Annotated in this window: 16 protein-coding genes; 15 read left to right on the forward strand and 1 reads right to left on the reverse strand. The window is 38.8% G+C overall.

Translation table 11 applies throughout. The features are described from left to right. The first annotated feature begins 29 nt into the window (after positions 1-29). The 5 genes from B5D30_RS07170 (at position 30) to leuS (ending at position 8702) form a co-directional block, all read left to right on the forward strand. On the forward strand, positions 30-1919 hold the full coding sequence (locus tag B5D30_RS07170) for an ABC-F family ATP-binding cassette domain-containing protein (RefSeq protein WP_078807423.1): 1890 nt from the start codon (positions 30-32) through the stop codon (positions 1917-1919). A 568-nt stretch (positions 1920-2487) separates the two neighbouring features. Then, positions 2488-2997: a tRNA (uridine(34)/cytosine(34)/5-carboxymethylaminomethyluridine(34)-2'-O)-methyltransferase TrmL gene (gene trmL / locus B5D30_RS07175; protein WP_144399524.1), complete on the forward strand. Its 510-nt coding sequence runs from the start codon at positions 2488-2490 to the stop codon at positions 2995-2997. 11 nt (positions 2998-3008) lie between these two features. Further along, positions 3009-3641: a histidine phosphatase family protein gene (locus tag B5D30_RS07180; protein ID WP_078807383.1), complete on the forward strand. Its 633-nt coding sequence runs from the start codon at positions 3009-3011 to the stop codon at positions 3639-3641. A 21-nt stretch (positions 3642-3662) separates the two neighbouring features. Continuing rightward, positions 3663-6053, forward strand: a complete 2391-nt coding sequence (gene recD2 / locus B5D30_RS07185) for an SF1B family DNA helicase RecD2 (protein ID WP_407675495.1) — start codon at positions 3663-3665, stop codon at positions 6051-6053. A gap of 129 nt (positions 6054-6182) precedes the next feature. Further along, positions 6183-8702 (forward strand): leucine--tRNA ligase, encoded by a 2520-nt coding sequence (gene leuS / locus B5D30_RS07190; protein ID WP_078807385.1) that lies wholly within the window; start codon positions 6183-6185, stop codon positions 8700-8702. A gap of 51 nt (positions 8703-8753) precedes the next feature. On the opposite strand, the gene B5D30_RS07195 is transcribed toward leuS, so the two are convergent. Next, a complete protein-coding gene (locus B5D30_RS07195) occupies positions 8754-9533 on the reverse strand; it encodes a DUF975 family protein (RefSeq protein ID WP_078807386.1) in 780 nt (259 codons plus the stop codon). A gap of 217 nt (positions 9534-9750) precedes the next feature. Here B5D30_RS07195 and clpX point away from each other — a divergent pair, with 217 nt between their 5' ends. The 10 genes from clpX (at position 9751) to coaE (ending at position 24986) form a co-directional block, all read left to right on the forward strand. Then, entirely contained in the window at positions 9751-11004 is a 1254-nt protein-coding gene (clpX, locus tag B5D30_RS07200; RefSeq protein WP_078807387.1) for an ATP-dependent Clp protease ATP-binding subunit ClpX, read from the forward strand. A 143-nt stretch (positions 11005-11147) separates the two neighbouring features. After that, positions 11148-11735 carry a ribosome biogenesis GTP-binding protein YihA/YsxC gene (yihA, locus tag B5D30_RS07205; RefSeq protein WP_078807388.1) on the forward strand — a complete coding sequence of 196 codons (588 nt, stop codon included), beginning with the start codon at positions 11148-11150 and terminating at the stop codon, positions 11733-11735. Between the two features lie 80 nt (positions 11736-11815). Next, on the forward strand, positions 11816-12634 hold the full coding sequence (locus B5D30_RS07210; RefSeq protein ID WP_078807389.1) for a CppA N-terminal domain-containing protein: 819 nt from the start codon (positions 11816-11818) through the stop codon (positions 12632-12634). Positions 12635-12691: 57 nt separating this feature from the next. Beyond that, the gene (locus tag B5D30_RS07215) at positions 12692-13690 is read left to right on the forward strand and encodes a serine hydrolase domain-containing protein (RefSeq protein WP_078807390.1); all 999 of its coding nucleotides are present in this window, start codon (positions 12692-12694) and stop codon (positions 13688-13690) included. Positions 13691-13785: 95 nt separating this feature from the next. Beyond that, complete coding sequence (gene manA / locus B5D30_RS07220) at positions 13786-14736, forward strand: mannose-6-phosphate isomerase, class I (RefSeq protein ID WP_078807424.1); 951 nt, start codon at positions 13786-13788, stop codon at positions 14734-14736. A 484-nt stretch (positions 14737-15220) separates the two neighbouring features. Beyond that, positions 15221-16513, forward strand: coding sequence for an alkaline phosphatase family protein (locus B5D30_RS07225; RefSeq protein ID WP_078807391.1), 1293 nt, complete (start codon positions 15221-15223; stop codon positions 16511-16513). Then, entirely contained in the window at positions 16510-17760 is a 1251-nt protein-coding gene (locus B5D30_RS07230; RefSeq protein ID WP_078807392.1) for an MFS transporter, read from the forward strand. The genes B5D30_RS07225 and B5D30_RS07230 overlap by 4 nt, the downstream gene beginning before the upstream one ends. Before the next feature lie 98 nt (positions 17761-17858). Beyond that, positions 17859-21536 (forward strand): pyruvate:ferredoxin (flavodoxin) oxidoreductase, encoded by a 3678-nt coding sequence (gene nifJ, locus B5D30_RS07235; RefSeq protein ID WP_078807393.1) that lies wholly within the window; start codon positions 17859-17861, stop codon positions 21534-21536. Positions 21537-21721: 185 nt separating this feature from the next. After that, positions 21722-24361 carry a DNA polymerase I gene (polA, locus tag B5D30_RS07240; protein ID WP_078807394.1) on the forward strand — a complete coding sequence of 880 codons (2640 nt, stop codon included), beginning with the start codon at positions 21722-21724 and terminating at the stop codon, positions 24359-24361. Continuing rightward, on the forward strand, positions 24348-24986 hold the full coding sequence (gene coaE / locus B5D30_RS07245) for a dephospho-CoA kinase (RefSeq protein WP_078807395.1): 639 nt from the start codon (positions 24348-24350) through the stop codon (positions 24984-24986). Before polA ends, coaE begins: the two co-directional genes overlap by 14 nt. Positions 24987-25146: the final 160 nt, after the last annotated feature.

Here is a 25146-nt window from a genome sequence, read left to right on the forward strand (position 1 = left end):
GATTAAAGATGTTCGGAGAAAAGAATAGAATGAAAGAATTGAAAGTAGAAAATTTGAAGAAAACTTATGGTGAGAAAGATTTATTTAATCATTTAACGTTTTCTATTCAAGAGAAAGATAGAATTGGATTGATTGGGGTGAATGGTACTGGAAAATCTAGTTTGTTGAATATTTTGTCACAGCGTGAGGGGGCAGATGGTGATGTGTCGCCTATCTCGATGGCGAAAGATTATCGCATTGCTTACCTTGCTCAGCAACATGATTTTTCAGATGATGAAAGTGTTGCTGAGGCGGTGTTTTCTGGAGAAACGGCTGAAATCATGGCGGTGAAGAATTATGAGTTGTCACTTTTGGCATTGGAAGAAGATAGCATGAGCGAAACTGCACAAAATAGATTTTCTAAGTGTGAGGAAGAGATGAATAAACTTGATGCTTGGAATTTGGAAGCGAGGGCAAAAAGTATTTTGAATAAACTGGGGGTTGATTTTTTGTCGAAAAAAATCGGAGAGCTTTCAGGAGGGCAACAAAAGCGTGTGCAATTAGCGAATACTTTGCTTTCAGAGGCAGATTTATTGCTTTTGGATGAACCGACCAACCATTTGGATTATCAAACAATCGAATGGCTTGAAAATTATTTGCAAAATTTTCAAGGGGCAATTCTTTTGGTCACGCATGACCGTTATTTTTTGGATGCAGTGGCAAATCGCATTTTTGAGCTGGAGTTTGGCAATTTAGTTGAATATAAGGGAAATTATCAAGACTATTTGGCACAAAAAGAGGTGCGAATAGAAGAAGCAAAAAACCAAGAATACAAGAGAAAACAATTGTTTAAGCAAGAATTGGCATGGATGCGTAAAGGTGTAGAGGCTAGAAGAACCAAGCAACAAGCGAGAATCAATCGTTTTCACGATTTGAAAGAAAATTTGCATCAAGTGAAAATAAATGACGATGTTGAGATGAATTTTGCAAGTAAACGGCTAGGAAAAAAAGTGTTGGAGTTGTCGAAAGCAAGTCTTTCTATCGGGGAAAATGTACTTTTAAGAGAATTTGACTTACTCGTGCAGGCGAATGCTCGTATTGGGATAACTGGGAAAAATGGTGCTGGAAAATCTACTTTGCTCAATGTGCTAAGTGAGCGATTGAACATTGATAGTGGCACTCTTGAAGTTGGAGAAACGGTGCGTATTGCATTTTACACGCAACAAAATGAGGATTTGCCAAATGATAAGCGAATGATTCGCTATTTGCAAAGTGTGGCAGAAGAAGTGAAAACAGCAAACGGTGAAACAATCGGAGTAGCTGAGATGTTGGAGCGATTTTTATTTCCGAGACATTCACATGGTACATTGATTGGCAAACTTTCTGGCGGAGAAAAACGCAGACTTTATTTGCTTAAACTTCTCATGGAACAACCGAATGTCTTGCTTTTGGATGAGCCGACAAATGATCTTGATATTTCGACATTGACAGTGTTAGAGGATTATTTGGCACAATTTTCAGGTGCTGTTATTGCAGTCAGTCACGACCGGTATTTTTTAGATAAAACGATGAATCAACTGTTAATTTTTGAGGGGAATGGAAAAATTGAACGGTTTTATGGTAATATGACGGATTATCTTGATAAAAAAGAGAGTGAAGAATTACTCAATTTGCCAAATAAAAAAATTGAATCGAAGGAAGTGAAGAAAGAGAAAATCAAAGAAAAGAAACGCTTGAGTTATATGGAGCAAAAAGAATGGGCGACGATTGAAGATGAAATTTCTTCTTTAGAAGAACGGATAGAAGAAATTGACATGGAAATGAATGAACATGGCAGCGATTTTGGTAAATTAAATTTGTTGCAAAAGGAATTAGACGAAATAACGAAGCAATTGGAGGAAAAATATGAACGGTGGGAGTATTTGAGTGAGTATGTTTAGGGGTGTTCGGTGCTATTACTTGAATGGTTTCAAAATTATTTAGAGGGTAAAGCCCATTTTTGTTAGTCTAAAATTTTTAGACTAATAACCTCCAAAAAATCCTTGAAATAAAAAAGAATCCCCTATAATCCCGACTTTTACAGAAGAAACAAGCCTAAATCAGCCAGAGTCCTTGATTTCAAAGGGGGTAGGACTGATTTGGGCTTGAATTTTTTTTGTTAACACAACTATCTTCCATATTTTTTAGTTTCTCTATCGAAAAAAACGTATTTCTTATACCATTCAATATTGAGAAGTTGATTTAACTTTTTAAAATTACTGTCGAAACGTACTGCTTACCCTCGCGGTTTTCGTGATTTTTATAGACATACATTGTTATAATGCGAACAACCGTTCGCAACAAGAAAAATAAATAAAAAAAACATTAAGAATCCTTATATACTCAAGGTTTCTTAATGTTTTTGGGTGGTGGTAACTGTAAAATTTGAAAGCTCTCCCCTAATTTCCTATCAGTACAAAACTCCCCCTGCGATATGCTATAATAATAAAAAAACAAGATAGGAGTTTTATCGTGAATCATATTGTTTTATTTGAACCGCAAATTCCAGCGAATACTGGGAATATTGCACGTACTTGTGCGGCGACGAATACGCCACTTCATTTGATTGAGCCGTTAGGCTTTTCGACAGATGATAAGCATTTGAAACGAGCGGGACTGGATTACTGGCAAGATGTGGAAATTCATTATTATAAAAATTTGGAAGAATTTTTGTCGAAAATTTCTTCGAGTAATCTTCATTTGATTACAAAATTTGCCAATAAGACATATAGCGAAGAAAATTATGCGGATAATGAAGAACATTATTTTTTATTTGGAAAAGAAACAACGGGATTGCCTGAAGAGTTTATGCGTGAAAATGAGGAAAAATGTCTGCGTTTGCCGATGAATGATGAACATGTTCGGAGTTTGAATTTGTCTAATACAGCAGCAATCGTCATTTACGAGGCGCTGCGACAGCAAAATTTCCCAAATCTTGAGCTGACGCATCATTATGAAAATGATAAAATAGATAAATAATGGAGAATAAAATGAACTTATATTTTGTACGACATGGTAAAACTGAGTGGAATTTAGAGAGACGTTTGCAAGGGAGAAGTGGAGATTCTGCACTTTTGCCAGAGAGTATTGGTGAAATTGAGCAGTTGGGCGACTATTTGAGCGAAATTTGCTTTGATAAAATTTATTGCTCTCCGTCTTTGCGAGCGAGAAGAACGGCTCAGGGAATTTATGCCCAATTAAAACAACCTTGTGAAATTGTGTTTTCAGAAAATCTCCGTGAATTTGGATATGGTGATTTGGAAGGTGAGTTAATTGAGGTAGCTCACCAAAAGTTTCCCAAAGAAATGCACAATCTTCGTTATGATTTAAGTCACTATGACCCAAGTGCTTTTCATGGTGAGACGATAACAAGCGTGCTGGATAGAGTATCGCACGTGGTCATGCAGGCGATTTTGGAAAATAAAGGAAACGTGTTATTTGTCTCACATGGAGCTGCTTTAACGGCAACTATTCGTCATTTGGCTGGTTTTTCGCTTGACCAGTTGCGAGCCGTAGATGAAAGTTTGAAAAACAATTCGGTGAGCATTTTAAAAGCTGAAGGACTTCATTTACCTTTTGAGTTAGAATTGTGGAATGACACGAGTTATTTAAACGAAAAATGATAGGCGGTGATTGGTGTGGATTTGTTTCAAGAAGAGCCTTTTTACATTGACGGAAAAGTGGCAGCAATTTATTTTGAAAATCCGCAGAATTTTTATAAAGTCATGCGTGTGGAAATGCTGGATACCAATACCGATTTTTTAGAGCATGAAGTTGTTGTCACAGGCTCATTTGGTGCGATTTCAACAGGTGAGGAGTACCATTTTGTTGGAAGAATGGTCGAACACGTGCGTTTTGGCAAACAGTTTCAAGTGGACACTTACGCTCAAATTCAGCCGACATCAAAAAGTGGGGTAGTAACGTACCTTTCAAGTGAAAAATTTCAAGGAATTGGCAAGCGGACAGCTGAAAAAATCGTAGATATTTTAGGAGTAGATGCGATTGAAAAAATACTGGATGATCCTAGTGTTTTAGAGAAAGTATCAGGTTTCACAAAGAAAAAACGTGAAATGCTCGTTGAAACACTTCGCCTGAATTATGGTATGGAAAAAATACTGATTGGTTTAAATCAATTTGGTTTTGGTTCGCAACTCTCCATAGCCATTTATAACAAATATCAAGCGAATGCTCTGGATAAAATTCATGAAAATCCTTATCAGTTAATTGAAGATATTGACGGGATTGGATTTACCAAAGCCGATCAACTTGCCGAACAGCTCGGTTTTTCGGAGGATAGCTCTGGTAGAATACAGGCTGCGATTATGCACAAAATCATGGAAAATGCTCTTGAAACGGGCGACACGTATGCCGAAGCTCAAGGTTTTTTAGAGCAAATTATCGAAATGCTAGAGAAAGCTAGACCTTATGAAATCGCTCCTCAAAGAGTGGCAGATGAAATTATCGTTTTAGTTGAGGAAGGGAAAATTCAGCAGGAGGAAATGAATCTGTTTGAAAACTCCTTGTACTTTGCAGAATGTGGTGTTGCAAGCAAAATATCACGCATGATAAAAAGCGAGAGTGAGCTTAGTTATCAAAAAAAAGAAATTGAGAAATGTATTTCTGAAATTGAAAAAAATAACAAGATTACTTATGCTGAAAGTCAAAAAGAGGCGATGATTGAGGCGATTCAAAGTCCGTTTTTTATTTTAACGGGTGGTCCCGGGACAGGGAAAACAACGGTTATTCGTGGAATAGTAGAATTATACGCTAAATTGAACGGTATCAGCCTTGAATTGGATGATTATACGCATAAAACATTTCCGATTTTACTAGCGGCACCGACAGGTCGAGCGAGCAAACGCATGAATGAAACGGCAGGACTTCCAGCAGGAACAATTCATAGAATGTTAGGACTAACAGGGCATGAAAAAAATGGTCATGAGGAAATTCGTGAACTTGAGGGTGGTTTGTTGATTGTTGATGAATTTTCAATGGTGGACACATGGCTTGCAAATATGCTCTTTAAGGCGATTAACGAAGACATTCAAGTAATTTTTGTAGGCGATAAAGATCAACTTCCTTCGGTTTCTCCGGGGCAAGTGTTGCATGATTTATTGCAAATTGAAGAAATTCCAAAAAGAGAGTTGACGGAGATTTTTCGTCAGAAAAGCGATTCTTCGATTATTCCACTTGCACACGAAATCAAAAATGGTTATTTGCCAGCAGATTTTGCAGAAAACAAGCGAGACCGCTCCTTTTTCTTTTCTTATGCGAATAATATCGAGGCGTACATTCGTCAAATTGTTGAAAAAGCGAAAGGAAAAGGTTTCACTCAAACGGAAATTCAAGTGCTTGCTCCGATGTATCGGGGATTAGCGGGAATTAACGCACTGAATGTCATGCTCCAAGAAATTTTCAATCCGAATGACACAGGAAAACGAAAAGAAGTGAAATATAACGATACCATTTATCGAATTGGTGACAAAATTCTTCATTTGGTCAATGCTCCAGAAGTGAATGTCTTTAATGGAGATTTTGGGCGAATTTCAGGGATTAGTTATGCAAAAGATACGGAGGAAAAAACGGATATTTTGCACCTTGATTTTGACGGAGTAGAAGTAAGTTATCCACGAGGTGAGTGGAATAAAATTACTCTTAGCTATGCGACAAGTATTCACAAAGCTCAAGGAAGTGAATTTGATACGGTTATTTTACCTTTTGTCATGCCTTATCGCCGAATGTTGCAAAGAAATTTGCTCTACACGGCGATTACACGAGCGAAGAAACGTTTGATTTTGCTTGGCGAAGTCGAGGCGTTTCATATTGCAACGGAAAATGAAAGTGCCGTTCGCAAAACGAGGTTGAAAGAACGTTTAGCAGAGTTTGGGTTTACAATTTGCGGAGAAAATGCTAGCGAAGAAAAACAAAAAATAGAGTTACAGGCAGAGCATATTTTGACACTCGAGGACATTGACGAGGAAAATATTTCAGCAATGATTGGCATGGAGGGAATTTCGCCGTTTGATTTTTTGTAAATCTTCACAAGAGAAGAAAAAATACCCGTATCTATTGAAAAAAAAGAGAAAAATAGGTAATCTTAATACTATATGACGATAATAGGCAAGTCTAACGCAGATTTGCTCAATAATGAATGGAGAGAAACAATGCCTTACAATCACAGAGAAATTGAAAAAAAATGGCAAAAATATTGGCATGCGAACAATACGTTTAACACGCATGATGAAGGCGAAAAACCTAAATTTTACGCACTGGATATGTTTCCGTATCCGTCTGGAGCAGGACTTCACGTAGGGCATCCAGAAGGTTATACAGCAACGGATATTTTAAGTCGCTACAAACGTGCAAAAGGCTACAATGTTTTGCATCCAATGGGGTGGGATGCATTTGGACTTCCTGCTGAGCAGTACGCACTTGACACAGGAAATGACCCTGCAGAATTTACAAAGAAAAACATTGAAACGTTCAAGCGACAAATCAATGCTCTTGGTTTTTCTTATGATTGGAATCGTGAAATCAATACCACTGACCCTGAGTATTATAAATGGACACAGTGGATTTTTACAAAATTATACGAACATGGTTTGGCATATGAGGCAGAAGTAGCAGTAAACTGGGTGCCTGCACTTGGAACAGTGATAGCTAACGAAGAAGTAATGCCAGACGGCACTAGCGAGCGAGGCGGACATCCCGTTATCCGTAAGCCAATGCGTCAATGGATGTTGAAAATTACCGCATATGCAGAACGTTTGCTAGAAGACTTGGAATTGGTTGACTGGCCAGAGTCTATCAAAGAAATGCAACGCAACTGGATTGGGAAATCTACTGGGGCGAATGTAACATTTAAAATTGACGAGACAGACAAAGAGTTCACCGTCTTTACAACAAGACCAGACACACTCTTTGGTGCAACTTACGCTGTCTTGGCTCCAGAGCTTGATTTGGTCAAAGAGATTGCGACAAAAGAGCAATTGCCACTTGTTGAGCAATATATCGAAGAGGCGGCGAAAAAATCAGATCTCGCTCGTACCGATTTGGCAAAAGAAAAAACAGGTGTCTTTACAGGGGCTTATGCTGTAAATCCTGTCAACAATAAAAAAATTCCGATTTGGATTGCAGACTATGTACTTGCAAGCTATGGAACAGGTGCGATTATGGCAGTTCCTGCTCACGACACACGAGATTGGGAATTTGCCAAGCAATTTCACCTTGAAATTCTCCCAGTGCTTGAAGGTGGCGATGTTGAAAAGGCGGCATACACCGAGGACGGCGTGCATATCAATTCAGATTTTCTAAACGGTTTAGATAAAGCGACTGCGATTGAGAAAATGAACATATGGCTTGAAGAAAAAGGTGTAGGTGGCGAAAAAGTAACTTATCGTTTGCGTGATTGGCTGTTTTCTCGTCAACGTTATTGGGGAGAGCCTATTCCGATTATTCATTGGGAAGACGGTGAGACGAGTGCCCTTACCCTTGAAGAATTGCCACTTCGCTTGCCAAAAACAGACAACATTCAGCCTAGCGGAACAGGAGAAAGTCCACTAGCGAACATTTCTGAATGGGTCAATGTGGTAGACGAAAATGGTCGCAAAGGTCGCCGTGAAACGAACACTATGCCACAATGGGCAGGTTCTAGTTGGTATTATCTTCGCTATATCGACCCGAAAAATAAGGAAAAATTGGCGGATAGTGAGAAATTAAAACGCTGGTTACCTGTGGACGTTTATATTGGTGGTGCAGAACACGCAGTATTACACTTGCTTTACGCACGATTTTGGCACAAATTCTTGTACGACATTGGTGTCGTGCCAACGAAAGAGCCGTTCCAAAAATTATTCAACCAAGGGATGATTTTAGGGGTCTCTTATCGTGATAGTCGTGGAGCATTGGTGCCAAATGATAAAGTGGAAAAACAAGGAGAAAGCTACATTCACACTGAAACAGGTGAAACATTGGAACAATTCCCAGCGAAAATGAGTAAGTCGCTGAAAAATGTTGTCAATCCAGATGATGTGATTCACCAATACGGAGCAGATACTTTGCGATTGTATGAAATGTTTATGGGTCCACTCGAGGCGAGCATTGCTTGGAGCGAGGAAGGACTTGAAGGTGCGAGAAAATTCCTTGACCGTGTATGGCGATTGATCATTGATGACAACGATAATGGACGTATGCGAGAAAGAATTACGACAGTAAATGACGGAAAATTAGACAAAGTTTACAACGAAACGGTCAAAAAAGTCTCAGAGGACTTTGAGAAATTGTCCTTTAACACAGCGATTAGTCAATTGATGGTTTTTGTCAATGCAGCAAACAAACAAGAAGCTCTATGTTACGACTATATCAAAGGTTTTGTGCAATTACTAGCACCGATTGCTCCGCATTTAGCAGAAGAATTGTGGGAGCGTTTGGGTGAAAAAGAAAGCATTAGCTATGTTGCTTGGCCGACTTATGACGAAACTGCTCTTGTGGAAAATGAAATCGAAGTAGTTTTCCAGATCAATGGAAAAGTCCGTAGCAAACTCATTGTACCAGCTGATTTATCAAGAGAAGAACTCGAAAAAACAGCACTTGAAAACAAGGACGTTCAAAGACACCTTGACGGGAAACAAGTACGCAAAGTTATTGCGGTACCGAATAAATTGGTTAATATTGTGGCGAATTAATAAAACTCAAAAAACGCAAGAGTATAGAAATTCTTGCGTTTTTTAGGTATCTTAAAATGAAAGTTCCTCGTCTTCACGGTTCAACGCACGATAAAATTCAGCATTTGCCATGTCCGTATAAGGTACTAAGAAAATTGCTCCAATCCCACAAGTAAGAAGAGCGAGCAACCCCCAGCCTATAAAAGAAAGTTGTAAACGAATAAAATCCCATATATGTCCTTTCATCAATTCTTTACTGAGAGTGATTGCTTGCATGGAAGAGTCAAGTTTTCCATTTTTTTCAATGATGTCATACATTAAAAATATGGCTTGAGAATATTGACAAATTTTCCAAATTCCCACAATAAATGTTGCCAGTGCGAATAGAAAAGTGAAAAACGTTTCTCCGCCGACGAATGATACAACAATGAGTACGATAATAAATGGCACAATTGTCCAAGATAAAAGAAGAAGTCCCATTAATATGTTTGTTATGATAATTCCTTTTAAATAAGGTGGTTTTATTCGGTTGAAAAGTTCTTTAAAAGGATTGAATTTATCAATATTCTGACGAGAGAGTGTGAGTACACACCCACTTACTGCAATGGATAACAAGAAAATTGGAATGTCAACAAAAAATTGAAGAAATCCAACAATCAAATCAGTACCATTAGTATGAAGGGCTTTCTGAGTTGTTCCAAGAGCTATGGCACCTAAAATAAACGGGAGAGAAAAGAGCATACTAGCGATGAAATTCAATCCCACAGGAATTATATTAAGAAGAAAAATCTTCCAATAACTGAATCTTAAATTTTCCCAAGCTGCTTTGCGTGTTTTGTTTGCTGAAATCATTTTTTTCCTCCTATTTCATTTGTTGTTAAAAATATTATGAAATATTTTGTATAAAATATCAAGCAAAAACTTGTATGGTAAATTCTTATAAAAACTGTTGTTTTTAAAAAATTTACCTTATCAACAGCTAAAATCTTCACACTTAGGAATTTTGTGCTAAAATAGAGAGTAGAAATTTTTCAGTAGGTGAACTGAGAAACTTTTGGAGGAAATCAACATGTATGACAATTATGGTGGAAATGATGCACAAGTGGAAGTGACGTGTTCCTTTTGCGGAAAAGCACAAACTGAGGTTCGACGGATTATCGCTGGACCGGGGGTATATATTTGTGATGAGTGTGTCGAGTTAAGTAAGGAAATTATTGATGAAGAGTATATGGACGAGGTGGTTCGTGAGTTAAACGAAGTACCAAAGCCTCAAGAATTACTTGGAATTTTGAATGAATATGTAATAGGTCAGGATCGTGCGAAAAAAGCATTGGCTGTGGCTGTTTACAATCATTACAAACGTGTTAATCAACTAGATATTTCAGATGACGTTGAGCTACAAAAATCAAACATTTGTCTGATTGGCCCGACAGGTTCTGGGAAAACATTTTTAGCACAAACGTTGGCTCGTAGCTTAAATGTACCGTTTGCGATTGCAGATGCGACAAGTTTGACAGAGGCTGGTTATGTCGGAGAAGATGTGGAAAATATTCTACTCAAACTTATTCAAGCGGCAGATTATAATATTGATAGAGCCGAGCATGGCATTATTTATATTGATGAAATTGACAAAATCGCTAAAAAATCAGAGAATGTTTCTATTACTCGTGATGTTTCTGGTGAAGGTGTGCAACAGGCTCTTTTGAAAATTTTAGAAGGAACGGTTGCCAGCGTGCCACCGCAAGGCGGAAGAAAGCACCCACAACAAGAATTAATCAATATTGATACTAAAAATATTCTCTTTATTGTTGGCGGAGCATTTGACGGAATTGAACAAATGGTGAAAAATCGTTTGGGCGAAAAAGTGATTGGTTTTGGTGCAAGTCAGAGGAAATTATCCGAAGAAGAAAGTGCAATGCAACACATTATTCCAGAAGATTTGTTGAAATTTGGTTTAATTCCAGAATTTATTGGTCGTTTGCCAGTAATGGCTGCTCTGGAAAAATTGACCGTGCCAGACTTGGTTAAAATTTTAACAGAACCAAAAAATGCACTTGTGAAACAATACCAAAAGCTACTCAGCTTTGACGAGGCTGAACTTGAATTTACACATGGTGCCTTAGAGGCGATTGCCAAAAAAGCAATTGAACGCAATACAGGAGCTCGTGGACTTCGCTCTATCATTGAAGATGTCATGTTAGATGTGATGTTTGACGTGCCAAGTGACGAGACGATTGCCAAAGTTATTGTAACAGAGGAGTCAATTACAGAGGGGAAACGTCCTGAACTCCTTTACACAAAAGATACTAGACAGGCAAGCTAATAGGCAAGAAAAGGCTGGTATGATACTCAAGATACTCTCTCTATTAGAAAGTGGATTTGAGTATTCTTCCAGCCTTGATTTTGTTTTCAATAAAAATGTGAGAACGTGTGTGATGTGCAAAACTCACTAGAAAAAGGAAGAACATGAATATTCATAACGCAGAAATCGTGATAAGTGCAGTAAGTCCTGCACAATATCCAGAGAGTGATTTACCAGAAATTGCCCTTGCAGGTAGAAGTAATGTCGGAAAATCTTCGTTTATTAACACGCTTTTAGGAAGAAAAAATTTGGCTAGAACGTCTAGCAAACCCGGAAAAACACAAACGCTTAATTTTTACAATATTGATGACACGCTCCATTTTGTTGATGTACCGGGGTATGGCTATGCAAAAGTATCGAAAACGGAGCGAGCAAAGTGGGGGAAAATGATTGAAACGTATTTGACGACACGTGAAAATTTGCGTGCAGTTGTAAGTCTTGTTGACCTCAGGCATGACCCTAGTCAAGAAGATATTCAGATGTATGAGTTTCTAAAATACTATGACATCCCTGTAATTGTAGTGGCAACAAAAGCTGACAAAATCGCTCGTGGAAAATTGAACAAACACGAGGCTGCGATAAAACGCAAACTAGATTTTGATAAAACGGACAAATTTATCACATTCTCCTCTGTCACAAAAGACGGTACACAGGAGGCATGGCAGGCGATTCTTTCTGCTATTGAAAATTGATGAAAAGGGTAATTACTGTAAAAAGATAAAACTTTGGGATAAAATAGAAGCAGATGATAAAACAGAATTGAGGAAAAAAAATGGTAAATTCAGTGTTAAGAAATGCTTGCTTGAAAGACCTTGCGATTCGTGTCAAAAATCGTGACAAGATGATTGATTTTTATCGAAATGTGCTAAAATTTCGTCTGATAAGTGAAGAAAATGCAGTTGCGTTCTTCGGTGTGGCGGCTGATAAAGAAATTCGCTTTACCCTTGAGGAAAGTCCTGAATATCGTACTCGTGCAGTCGTTGGAGAACAAAAACTACACGTTTTTCAAATTCGATTGTCAAAAAAAGAAGATTTTTTAGCGACAGCAGGAGAGATTTTAAAAAGAGAACTTCCGATTGAATTTGCATGGAAAAAAGGAGAGGCAATGGGGTTTGTCTTGCGTGACCCGGAAGGCAATCGAGTGGGTGTGTATGTAAGCGACGTTGCACTTTCTGCAAAAGATGCCGAGCGTGTTGAACTTTCTACTCTCGTGGAAAAAGAAGTGAGCGTTGACACTTGGAGTGAGGCAAAAATTGATTATTTGAAATTGAACGTACCAAATCTTGAAGTTGCCAAAGCGTTTTATGAAAAAGCCTTTCAGCTTTCATTTAATGAACGTCAAGAATTGTCGATTTTAGATGATTTCACCCTTGCGTTGACTGAAAGAAGTGGCGAAGATTTAATTGGCAATGTGGATAAATTGTGGGATATTGAATATGTCGAGATTTTCGTTGAAAATAGTGAGGAAATTAAACGATTAATTCAGCATTTTTCCGATAAAGAAATCGAGTTTTTCGTAGACAAAAAGCACCAACTTTTCACAATTAGCGACACTTCAGGACTTGAATGGTGGTTTATGCTACAAAAGTAAAGGGTTTGAGTGAGCTTCGGCTTGCTCAAGCTTTTCTATATGGAGAAGAGGGAAATTATGTACGAGCGAACAAATGCTCTGATAAGAGAACAAATGCAACAAGGAGTGTTTCCGGGGGCTAGTTGGGCATTTTTGGACGATGAAAAAGAGCAAAAACACGTTGAGGGCTTAGCACAAGTTGTACCGACTAAAGAAATTTTGCGTGAAAATATGCTTTATGACATGGCGAGTATTACGAAGGTCGTTTGTACGACAAGTTTAATTTTAAAACTTTGGGAGCAAGGAGAAATTGACTTAGACGTGCCGTTTCGTCGGTATTATCCCTCGTTTTTAGACGAAAAAGTGACCGTTCGTCATTTGCTTACGCACACAAGCGACATCAATCCTTGGATTGAAAACAGAGAGAAATTATCTGCAAATGAATTGAAAGAAGCGTTTAATTTTCTGAAAAGTGGTGAAAATGTCGGGGAAATAGTGAAATATACGGATACTGGTACAATTTTGCTTGGTTTTTTATTGGAAAATATATTTCAGATGAATGTACAGAGTGCATTTCAACAATTTGTTTTGGATGAGTTAGAAATGAACAATTCCTGTTTTCAGCCCGCACCGATTGAGCTTAGTGTGCCAACGGAAAATCATGTCACTCGAGGTGTCATTCGTGGGTGGACACATGATCCAAAGGCATTTGTTTTAGGTGAAAGTGCAGGAAGTGCAGGACTTTTTTCGACTTTAGACGACCAAATAAAATTTGTCAGAAAAGTATTTTTTGAGCAAAGTTATTTGAAACCTGCAACAATAGAGAAATTATTACACGACCAAACTCCCTCAGGTACGCTCGCACGTTCATTAGGTTGGGATTTAAGGCAAAATAAACAAGAAGAACCTGTTCTTTTTCATACAGGATTTACGGGAACGTTTTTGCTGGTTGATGTACGAAATCAGCGTGCTTTTATTTTTCTATCCAACCGTGTACATCCTGAAAATCATCGTCAAGCATACATTTTGAGTCGCGAGGAATTGGTAGCGAAATATTTTGAGGAGTGTGAGGAATGATTTCTATTGTATTTCTTTTGTGTAACGATTATAATATCTATTAAGATAATTGTTTTATTTTTAAAAAATAAAAAAGAAGAAAGTTGAGAGAAAAAATGAAAGAGCCATTATTTTTGTCATCAGTTATGCAAGAAAAAATATGGGGTGGCACTCGTTTACATGAGGTGTTTGGATATGATTTACCGAGTGAGAAAATCGGTGAATATTGGGCGATTTCAGCACATCCTCATGGCGTTTCGACAGTGAAAAACGGAACATATAAAGGGTGGAAATTGGACGAATTGTGGGGCAAACATCGTGAGCTTTTTGGCAATGCAAAAGGGGACGTTTTTCCACTTTTAACTAAAATTTTGGACGCAGAAGATTGGTTAAGCGTACAAGTTCATCCAGATGATGCTTATGGTTTGGAACACGAGGGTGAGCTTGGGAAAACAGAATGTTGGTATGTAATTGATGCAGAAGAAGGGGCTGAAATTATTTACGGTCATCATGCCAAGAGTCGAGAAGAGTTGCGTCAAATGATTGAACAAGGTGAATGGGAAAATCTTTTGACAAAAGTTCCTGTTAAAAAAGGTGATTTTTTCTATGTGCCAAGTGGCACTATGCACGCAATTGGAAAAGGCATCATGATTTTAGAAACGCAACAATCAAGCGATACTACTTATCGTGTGTATGATTTCGATCGTCCAGATGACAATGGGAACCTTCGTGAACTGCACATTGAGCAATCTATTGATGTAATGACGATACCAGCAGCTACTCCAGATCTTGCGATTCAGCAGGAGAAAATAGGACAATCGCTTATTACAACTTTTGTTGAAAATGAATTTTTCAATGTATCTAAATGGGATATAAACGAGGAGTTAACTCTTGATTTGACCGCAGATTATACACTTGCCTCCGTTCTTGAAGGAGAAGGAAGTATTCAAATTGAGGAAAACACTTGGAATATTGGCAAGGGCGACCACTTTATTTTGCCAAATGAAGTGAAAAAAATAACGCTGACAGGAAAATTGTCTTTGATTGTCTCTTCAGCGGGGGAGTAATTGGATAAAAAACGCGGGAAATGTTTAACCCTGCTGAAAAAGTTAAATAATTAAAGCTACATAAAACCATTTTCGTTTTATGTAGTTTTTTCCTTTTTTATAGATTTAATGTTAAACAAATTCTAAAAACTCATTCTCGCCCACTGTCGATAACTAATACTCTTAATCATGGACACCTCTAAAAACTCGCACTTATCCTAAATTGCTAGTTTTCTGATTTGCTTTGTCAATCTCCTCAACCTTGTCTAGCTATAAGGGGCAGGAGTTTGGTCGCTGTGAAACTTTGTTTCCAGTAAATAAATGCTGTGGCTCACTACGACAAACTCCTAAACGCCCCTCTCCGCTTTTCTTTGTCTAGCTCCGAGGAGCTGGCAACTGCTCACAATATCGCTAGAAACTTACTCCAAAACCAATTTTCTTTTTCTTTCCCAACCCCTATGTTAAAATACCCTTATACTAAATAATCCTGAAAAGAGGTAACCCTATGGCAAAAAAACTTGTCATTATTTCCATAGATGCACTTGGTGCAAGTGATTTACAAGGTGATTTGTCACATATTCCGACATTGAAACAATTGGTTGAGACAGGTTGTCATGTTGAACAGGTGAAGGCGATTTATCCTTCGTTGACGTATCCCAGTCATACAACGATTGTGACAGGAGAATATCCTGTTGCTCATGGCATTGTCAACAATACTAAAATTCAGCCAACACGCATTAGTCCTGATTGGTATTGGTATCGGAAAGATGTGAAGAGTAAAACGATTTATGATGTGGCACGAAAAGAGGGAAAGACGAGTGCAGCGTTTTTATGGCCTGTTACGGCAAAATCGAAAATTCACTGGAATATCGCAGAAATTTTCCCAAATCGCATATGGACAAATCAAGTGCTTGTATCCATGAGTGCGAGCTCCCCTAAGTTTATTTTTGAGATGAATAAAAAATATGGGTACTTGAGAAATGGGATTCAACAGCCAGAACTAGATGATTTTGTGACAGCTTGTGCGGCGGATACGTTGTTAAACAAAAAGCCAGATTTAACTTTAATTCATCTGGTTGATATGGATTCTCAACGTCATGCACATGGTGTGAGAAGTTTTGCGGCACAAAATGCACTTGTTCGCCAAGATATACGTGTTCGAAAAATTATTGAGGCGACGAAAAAAGCTGGGACGTATGATGAAACGGTGTTTGTAATTTTAGGTGATCACTACCAAATTGATGTGCAAAAACGTATTCAGTTAAACGTGCGTTTTGAACAATTAGGTTGGTTGAATGCTAGAAGTGACGGAACAGTTGCGAAAAATTGGGAAGTATATGCTCAAAGTTGTGACGGTTCGAGCTATGTTTTAGTGGACAAGAAAAGTGCGATTACACCAGAAATCGTGCGAGAGGAACTTGAGAAAATCGAAGGAATTGAAGCGGTTTATACAACAAAACAAGCAGAAAAAATGGGAGCGAGCAATAAAATTACCTTTATGGTTGAAGCACAGAGGGGATATTATTTTACAGATGAGTCGACAGGTGAAGTAGTTGCCACTGTGAAAAGTGATGAAATTGGTAGCCCCAATCGCTATAAAGCGGTGCATGGTTTTTCGCCAGAAAAAGAAAACTACAATACAACTCTCGTCTTTAACGGTGTGGGAATTGCCAAAAATAAAAAAATCAAACAAGCACGTTTGATAGATGAAGCGGCAACATTTGCGAAAATTTTGGCATTGAAAACATTCCCGAAAGACATTGCCGGTGGCGTGATAGAAGGAGTTTTTGAGACGTGAAATTAATCAGACGATTTAACAAAGAAGAATGGAGCTGGATTTTTTACGATTGGGCAAATTCTGCGTATTCTTTGGTGGTGGTGACGGCGATTTTGCCCTTATATTTCAAATATGTAGCGGAAAATGGTGGGGTAAAAGATGCGACTGCTACCGCTTATTGGGGGTATGCGAGTGCAATGGCGTCGCTTGTGATTAGTATTTTAGCACCTATTTTAGGGACGTTAGGCGATTATAAGGGATATAAAAAGCGTTTGTTTAGCTTTTTCGCCCTTAGTGGTATGATTTTGACTGCGACACTTTCTCTTGTGCCAACGCATAGTTGGATTGCTTTGCTTGTTATTTTTGTGTTGAGCTATATTGCTTTTCAAGGGGCAAATGTATTTTATGACGGTTTTTTAGTGGACGTGACAACGGATGAGAAAATGGATAGAGTTTCAGCAAGCGGTTATGGGTTTGGTTATTTTGGGAGTAGTTTTCTCTTTATCCTTGTCATGATTTTACAAATAACAAGCGGGTTTGGTCAATTAACTGGAGATGTAGTGATCAAACTTTCGTTTATTTTAACAGCGATTTGGTGGTTTGTTTTTACACTTCCTTTTTTCAAAAACAATCATCAAAAATACAGCGTTGAAAAAGTGAAATCTCCAGTGAAAGAAAGTATTCGCCGCATGATGTCAACGATTCGTGAAATTTCTAAATACAAACATATCGCCTATTTTTTAATTGCTTATTTCTTTTATATTGACGGAGTAGATACAATTTTCACAATGGCAACTGCAATAGGGGTAGATTTTGGCATTGACACGAACAAATTGATTGTTATGCTTTTAGCAATTAATCTCATTGCCTTTCCATTCACCATTCTCTATGGCATTTGTGCGAACAAATTTGGTACGAAACCAATGATTTTAGTAGCGATTGCAGTTTATACATTTATCTCTCTTTTTGCGATTTTTATTCATACCGAGTTAGAATTTTGGATTTTGGCAATTTTGGTTGGTACAAGTCAAGGGGGGATTCAAGCTCTCTCAAGAAGTTATTTTGCAAGTATTGTACCAAAAGAAAACGCAAATGAATTTTTCGGTTTTTACAACATATTCGGCAAATTTTCCGCCATTCTTGGTCCTCTTATCGTAGGATTTGTCGGGCAACTTACAGGGAAATCCCAATACGGCGTAAGTGCATTGGTGATTTTGTTTATTCTTGGCGGGATTTTGTTTTTGAGAGGGAAAGAAAAGAAGGTTTAGAGATAGCTTTTTTAGTGTTCATCTTCTTTAATTCATACATTTTTGCTATAATAAATAGAATAGATTAGATTCTCTGAAATAATCGGGAGGAAATTCAGATGAGAAAAAAACAAACAATGGACGGAAATACTGCGGCAGCACATATCGCCTATGGCTTTAGCGAGTTGGCAGGAATTTATCCAATTACACCAAGTTCTACCATGGCAGAGCTAGTAGATACATGGCAAGCTGCTGGGAAGAAAAATATGTTTGGCACAGTGTTAAATGTGGTAGAAATGCAGTCAGAAGCAGGAGCTGCTGGTGCGGTACATGGTGCGTTGAAAACGGGAGCGTTGACGACAACTTTTACAGCGAGTCAAGGTTTGCTTTTAATGGTGCCGAATATGTATAAAATCGCAGGAGAATTGTTGCCAACGGTTTTCCATGTGGCAAGTCGTGCGGTAACGACGAACGCACTGAATATTTTTGGCGACCATAGCGATGTTATGGCAACACGTCAGACAGGATTTGCAATGCTTGCAGAAAGTAGCGTCCAAGAAGTAATGGACTTGTCTGCGGTTGCTCACCTTGCAACGATAGAAGCGAGTGTTCCATTTACTAATTTCTTTGACGGTTTTCGGACGAGTCATGAAATTCAAAAGGTGGAAGTGCTAGAATACGAAGAACTTCTTCCGCTTTTGAACAAGGAGAAACTCTCAGAATTTCGTGCAAGGTCGATGAATCCCAATCATCCGAGCATTTCAGGGACGAACCAAAACCCAGATATTCATTTTCAACAACGTGAAACAATCAATCGTTATTATGAAATCGTGCCAAGCATTGTGCAAAAATATATGCGAGAAATCAATGCACTTCGTGGCACCAATTATGATTTGGTCAATTATTATGGCGATGAAAACGCAGAAGAAGTAATTGTCTCGATTGGATCTGTCGGTCAAGTGATAGAGCAAGTGGTAGATTTTCTGAACGCAAAAGGAAGAAAGGTAGGGTATTTAAATATTCATCTCTATCGTCCGTTTCCTGTGGAGAATTTCTTGGAAAAACTGCCGAAAACGGTCAAAAGTATTGCTGTTTTAGATCGGACAAAAGAGCCGGGAGCAAACGGAGAACCTCTTTTATTAGATGTGCAATCCGCATTGTATGATAGCGACATTCGCCCAGACATTATCGGTGGACGATACGGTCTTGGCTCAAAAGACACGACACCAAACCAAATTGTTGCGGTGTTTGATGAATTGCAAAAAGAAGTAAATGAGAGAAAATCAAGATTTACTATTGGGATAACAGATGATGTGACAATGCTCTCACTTGATTGTGGCACTCCTCTTGATTTGACTGAGGCAGGTACATTCCAAGCGAAATTCTGGGGATTTGGAAGTGACGGTACTGTCGGAGCGAACAAGTCGGCAATTAAGATTATTGGTGACACTACCGAACAATATGCCCAAGGGTATTTTGCCTATGACTCTAAAAAATCAGGTGGCTTGACCATTTCACATTTGCGTTTTGGTAAAAATCCGATTAAATCCGCTTATTTGGTTGACAATGCAGATTTTATTAGCTGTTCAACAGGTGCATATGTACATCAATATGATTTGTTGAAAGGTTTGAAAAAAGGTGGGATTTTCTTACTGAATACGGTTTGGTCAGATGAGGAATTGAATCGTCATTTGCCTAGTAGAGTGAAGAAATATATCGCTGAGAATGAGATTCAATTTTACACAATGAATGCCGTTGAAATAGCTCAGAAATCTGGTCTTGGTCGTAGAATCAATACAGCCATGCAAGTTGCGTTTTTCAAATTGACCAATATTTTGCCATTTGACGAAGTTTTCGCCATGCTGAAAAATGATGCAAAGAAAAGCTATGCACAAAAATCAATGAAAATCGTTGAAGCAAACTGGCAGGCGATGGATTTGGCAGTGGACGGATTGCACAAAGTGGACGTGCCACTCTCTTGGGCAATGGCGGAAATTCCTGTTAAAACAAGAAAATCTGGCGAAAGCAAATACGTCTTTGAAATTTTGCAACCAATCAACGCTCAAGAAGGAGACAATCTTTCAGTTGCTACACTTGTTGCCAACAATATGACCGACGGTCGTATTCCGCTTGGAACAAGTGCAACAGAAAAGCGTGGAATTGCAATTGAAGTGCCAGAGTGGGATGTGGCAGCTTGTACGATGTGTAACGAATGTTCTTTTGTTTGTCCGCACGCTGCGATTCGTCCATTTTTGGCGGATGATGAGGAAATGGAAAACGCACCAGACGGATTTATTACACGTGAATTTCGTGGTAAGGACGGTCTGAACTATCGTATTCAAGTGAGCGTAGAAGATTGCACAGGTTGTGGACTTTGTGTAGATGTTTGTCCAGCGAAAAATAAAGCATTGCACATGAAACCTTACGGCGACATGAAACAAGAGGCAATCAATTGGGCATTTGCCATGACTTTGCGTGCAAAAGAAAATCCAGCACGTGAAGGAACACTCATGCATACTCAGTTCAATCAGCCACTTTTAGAGTTTTCTGGAGCGTGTTCTGGCTGTGGGGAAACACCATATGTGAAACTTTTGACGCAAATGTTTGGTGATCGCATGATGATTGCCAATGCGACAGGTTGCTCATCTATTTGGGGCGGTGCCGCTCCTGCAGGCCCATATACCACGAATGAATTTGGGCAAGGACCTGCTTGGAGCAATTCACTTTTAGAAGACAATGCAGAATATGGTTATGGTATGCTTTTAGCAAGTCAAGTGCGAAGAAGTGCGTTAGCAGAAAAAATGGAACAAGCAAGTGAAATGGTAAGTGATGACTTGTCCGCTTTGATGAAAGATTGGATTGCTAATCTTTACAATGGCGAGGGAACACGTGCAAGAGCGAGCAAACTTACCGCACTTTTAGAAGAAGAAAAAGCAGGAAATGAGTTGCTAGAGGAAATTTATCAAGACCGTGATCAATTTGTCAAACCGTCGCAATGGATGATCGGAGGCGATGGTTGGGCGTATGATATTGGTTATGGTGGAATTGATCATGTGCTTGCAAGTGGAGCAGATGTCAATATTTTAGTCTTGGACAACGAAGTTTACTCAAACACAGGCGGACAAGTATCAAAAGCAACGCCGACAAGTGCGATTGCAAAATTTGCTGCAAGTGGAAAATATGTATCGAAAAAAGACTTAGGTGCAATGGCGATGACTTATGGTAATGTGTATGTTGCACAAATTGCCAGTGGAGCTAATGCAATGCAGACGATTAAAGCATTCCAAGAAGCAGAGAATTTTGCGGGACCAAGTATTATTATCGCTTATACTCCATGTATTACACATGGTTTGCGTGGTGGACTTGGACAAAGTTTGACCGAGGCAAAACAAGCGATAAATTCTGGGTATTGGTCGCTTTATCGTTTCAATCCAATGTTGCGTGAGACGGGTGGGAATCCGATGACACTGGATTTCAAACGTCCAAACTTTGATGAAATGCCAGCATTTATGCGAAATCAAGTTCGGTTCTCTTCTCTTGAGCGGACACATCCTGAGGTGGCGGAAAAATTATTTGCCAAAACAGTAGAAGATGCGAAAACTCGTTTCTTCCACTATGCAAATATGAGTGGAGATGCAGAAAAAATCCTTGCTCGTATGGAGAAATCGAAGGGAGCGGGGACGGAGAAGGCTGAGGTGTCAGTACGTGAAAAACGTGAGCGAAAAGCGGATCCTGAAGCTGAAGCAAGAAGATTAAAACGCAGAGCCGAAAGACTTGCCAAGCGTGAGAAAGGCTAATGAAGAGTAGAAGAGACTATAAGGTTGAAAAATGACCTTGTGGTCTCTTTGCATAAAGAAAAAAGTCTATTTTTGTGCTAAAATAAAGGGAAGAAACTTTTTTCTTACTTTGAACAACGAACATTGCTCTGAATTTCAGTCAAATGGATTTTAGGAGAAACTTATAGATATTAGGAGAGAACAAAATGTCTCAAAAACGTTTATTATTGATAGACGGCAATTCGATTGCCTTTAAAGCCTATTTTGCCCTACCGAAAACTTTCACCAATAAAGCCGGACTACATACGAATGCAATTTATGGTTTTCACACCATGCTAGATAGTGTCCTTGCAAGAGTTGAGCCAACGCATATTTTGGTCGCTTTTGATGCGGGGAAAACGACATTTCGTACGGAAATGTTTCAAGATTACAAAGGAGGTCGTCCGACAACAGACCCAGAACTTCGGGAGCAATTTTTGCCACTGCGTGAAATGCTTGCGGCACGTTCTATCCGTTATTATGAATTACCAAATTATGAGGCGGACGATATTATCGGCACGCTTGCCACACGAGCAAGTGAGGCGGGATTTCTTGTGACAATTGTATCAGGAGATAGAGATATGACCCAGCTTGCCACGGAGAAGATTACAGTTGAGATTTCTAAAAAAGGGGTGAGTGACATTGAGGAGTACACACCTGCCGTGGTGCAAGAAAAAATGGGCATTACACCAAAGCAAATCATTGATTTGAAAGGACTAATGGGAGATAAATCGGATAATATTCCGGGAGTAACAAAAGTTGGTGAGAAAACAGCATTGAAACTTTTGTGGGAATATCAGACGGTTGAAGGGGTTTATGAGCATATTGATGAGTTAAAAGCCTCTAAAATGAAAGAAAATCTGATAAATGAACAAGAAATTGCTTTGCTATCGAAGAAACTCGCAACGATTAACCTTACTTCCCCAGTAGAAATTGAGCTTGATGAATTGGCAATGAAAGAGCCAGACGCTGAAAAATTAATCGCTTTTTACCAAGAAAATAATTTCAATGAATTTCTTTCACGCATGGGAAGTGCCGTCGAAGAAGAAGTTCAGGAAATCTCTTACGAAGTCGTGGAAAATTTCTCAGCAGAACATTTGGCAAACGCTGAAGTGTTTCACTTGGAAACATTTGGAGAAAATTACCACGAGGCAGAAGTGTTGGCAGCGGTTGTTGGAAATAAAGAAAAACTCTTTGTTACAAGCAATCTCGATACACTTTCTTCAAGTGAAGCAAAAAAATGGTTAGATGATAGAACAAAAGAAAAAATTGTTTTTGATGTAAAAGCAATTTCGGTGTTTCTTTCCAAAATGGATTTGAGCATAAAAGGAGTGAAACATGACGTTTTACTTTCAGCTTATTTGCTTGATAAATTGGACAAAACGCAGGAAATTGCAGGAGTGGCAAAGAAATTGCACACCTCTCCGATTAAATTTAACGAGGACGTGTACGGCAAAGGAGCAAAATACGCTGTTCCAATGTTTTTTGAAGAAGTCGAATCATTTGCCGCTCAAAAAGCATTTGCTACGCTTAATGTAAGTGAACGATTGCACGAAGAACTAGAAGAAAAAGAAATGTTGCACTTGCTTTTGGAAATGGAAATGCCTTTAGCGATTGTTTTGTCTGAAATGGAAGAAAAAGGAATTGCCGTAAAACCCGAAGTGTTAGATGAACTTTCTGTTGATTTAATGAGTAGAATTGAGGAATTAAAGACAAAAATTTATGCACAAGCGGGTGTGGAATTGAATCTTAATTCGCCAAAACAGCTCGGAGAATTGTTGTTTGAAACGCTTGGTTTTGATTATAAACTTTACTCGAAAAAGACAAAAACAGGGTATTCCACCAATGCCGAAGTGTTAGAGAAAATGAGCGTGGTTGCACCGATTGTGGATGATATTTTGACGTATCGAGAACTTCAAAAATTGCAATCTACCTATATTGAGGGATTGAAAAAATCAAGGAGAGCAGACGGAAAAATTCACACACGTTATCAACAAGCACTTACTCAAACAGGACGGCTTAGCTCGGTTGACCCGAATTTGCAAAATATCCCTATTCGTACAGAGGACGGACGGAAAATTCGTCAGGCATTTGTGGCGAGCAAGGAAGATTGGGTGATTTATTCCTCGGATTATTCACAAATTGAATTGCGTGTGTTGGCTCACATTTCTCAAGACGAGCATTTGAAATCTGCCTTTATGGAAGGGCAAGATATTCATACGAGTACAGCCATGCGTGTGTTTGGGATTTCCTCTCCAGATGAGGTTACACCACTTGATAGACGAAATGCCAAAGCGGTTAATTTTGGTGTGGTCTACGGCATTAGTGAGTGGGGGTTGGCAAAAAATTTAGGGATTGAGCCATATAAGGCGAAAGATTTTATTGACAAATATTTTGAAAAATATCCGGGAATTAAGCAATATATGGAAGAAGTCGTGCGTGAGGCAAAAGAAGTGGGCTATGTAGAGACTATGTTTCACCGTCGTCGCAATTTGCCAGAAATCAATGAGCGAAATTTTGCACGTAGAAGTTTTGCAGAACGTACGGCGATTAATTCGCCAATTCAAGGAAGTGCAGCGGATATTTTGAAGATTGCCATGAATAACTTGCACACTCGTCTAGCAAAAGAAAATTTACAAGCCAATTTGTTGTTACAAGTGCATGATGAGTTGATTTTTGAAGTGGCAAAATCAGACGTTGAGGCGTTGGATAAAATTGTCCGAAGTGAAATGGAAGATGCTGTAAAACTTTCTGTTCCGCTTGTGGCAGATAGTGCGTGGGGTGAGAGCTGGTATGACGCAAAATAAGACATTTTTTCTTGGACTAACAGGCGGAATTGCGACAGGAAAAAGTACAGTGGCGGATATTTTTCGCTCGCAAGGGATTCCAGTAATTGACGGTGATATTGTTGCAAGAAACGTACAAAAAAAAGGAAGTCCTGCACTTGCAAAGATTGTGGCAACATTTGGGGAAATCATGCTTTTGCCTAACGGAGAGTTAGACCGAAAAGCGTTAGGAGAGCGGATTTTCCACTCGAGAGAAGAACGTGAAAAATTAGATAAACTGATGTCTCCGTTCCTTCGTGCAGAGTTTGACAAGGAAAAAGAACGATTGATACAACAAAACATCCCTTTTGCAGTATTGGATATTCCGTTGTTATTTGAAAAAGATTACACAAAGGCAGTTGATGCGATTATGCTTGTTTATGTGCCAGAGAAAATTCAGTTGGCTCGTTTGCAACAGCGTGATAATTTGAGCGAAGAAGCGGCACTTAAACGCATTCTTGCTCAATGGTCAATCGAGGAAAAACGAAAATTGAGCGATATTCTCATTGATAATACACATTCATTGGAGGAAACGAAAAGACAAGTTTTGGCTTACTTGTCTGAGGTATCCATTAAGGACACTTCTAAAAACTCGCACTTATCCTAAATTGCTAGTTTTCCGATTTTCTTCGTCAGTCTCCTCAACCTATGAACCACATAGCTTTCGTCGATTTCCTCGAAAATCGAAAAACTAGCTAATTTAGTCTTAAGCGGAGTTTTTAGAGGTGCCCTTAACAAATAAAAAATTCACAAAGAAAAACGAGGAG

Origin of the sequence: Pilibacter termitis, assembly GCF_900167335.1 — a bacterium.
Classification (GTDB): domain Bacteria; phylum Bacillota; class Bacilli; order Lactobacillales; family Streptococcaceae; genus Pilibacter; species Pilibacter termitis.

What these genes read in the sequence shown, in the direction of transcription:
- B5D30_RS07170 (WP_078807423.1), top strand. Translation starts at nt 30, where the DNA reads ATGAAAGAATTGAAAGTAGAAAATTTGAAGAAAACTTATGGTGAGAAA.
- B5D30_RS07180 (WP_078807383.1), top strand. Translation starts at nt 3,009, where the DNA reads ATGAACTTATATTTTGTACGACATGGTAAAACTGAGTGGAATTTAGAG.
- leuS (WP_078807385.1), top strand. Translation starts at nt 6,183, where the DNA reads ATGCCTTACAATCACAGAGAAATTGAAAAAAAATGGCAAAAATATTGG.
- B5D30_RS07195 (WP_078807386.1), bottom strand. Translation starts at nt 9,533, where the DNA reads ATGATTTCAGCAAACAAAACACGCAAAGCAGCTTGGGAAAATTTAAGA.
- clpX (WP_078807387.1), top strand. Translation starts at nt 9,751, where the DNA reads ATGTATGACAATTATGGTGGAAATGATGCACAAGTGGAAGTGACGTGT.
- yihA (WP_078807388.1), top strand. Translation starts at nt 11,148, where the DNA reads ATGAATATTCATAACGCAGAAATCGTGATAAGTGCAGTAAGTCCTGCA.
- B5D30_RS07210 (WP_078807389.1), top strand. Translation starts at nt 11,816, where the DNA reads ATGGTAAATTCAGTGTTAAGAAATGCTTGCTTGAAAGACCTTGCGATT.
- B5D30_RS07215 (WP_078807390.1), top strand. Translation starts at nt 12,692, where the DNA reads ATGTACGAGCGAACAAATGCTCTGATAAGAGAACAAATGCAACAAGGA.
- manA (WP_078807424.1), top strand. Translation starts at nt 13,786, where the DNA reads ATGAAAGAGCCATTATTTTTGTCATCAGTTATGCAAGAAAAAATATGG.
- B5D30_RS07225 (WP_078807391.1), top strand. Translation starts at nt 15,221, where the DNA reads ATGGCAAAAAAACTTGTCATTATTTCCATAGATGCACTTGGTGCAAGT.
- nifJ (WP_078807393.1), top strand. Translation starts at nt 17,859, where the DNA reads ATGAGAAAAAAACAAACAATGGACGGAAATACTGCGGCAGCACATATC.
- polA (WP_078807394.1), top strand. Translation starts at nt 21,722, where the DNA reads ATGTCTCAAAAACGTTTATTATTGATAGACGGCAATTCGATTGCCTTT.
- coaE (WP_078807395.1), top strand. Translation starts at nt 24,348, where the DNA reads ATGACGCAAAATAAGACATTTTTTCTTGGACTAACAGGCGGAATTGCG.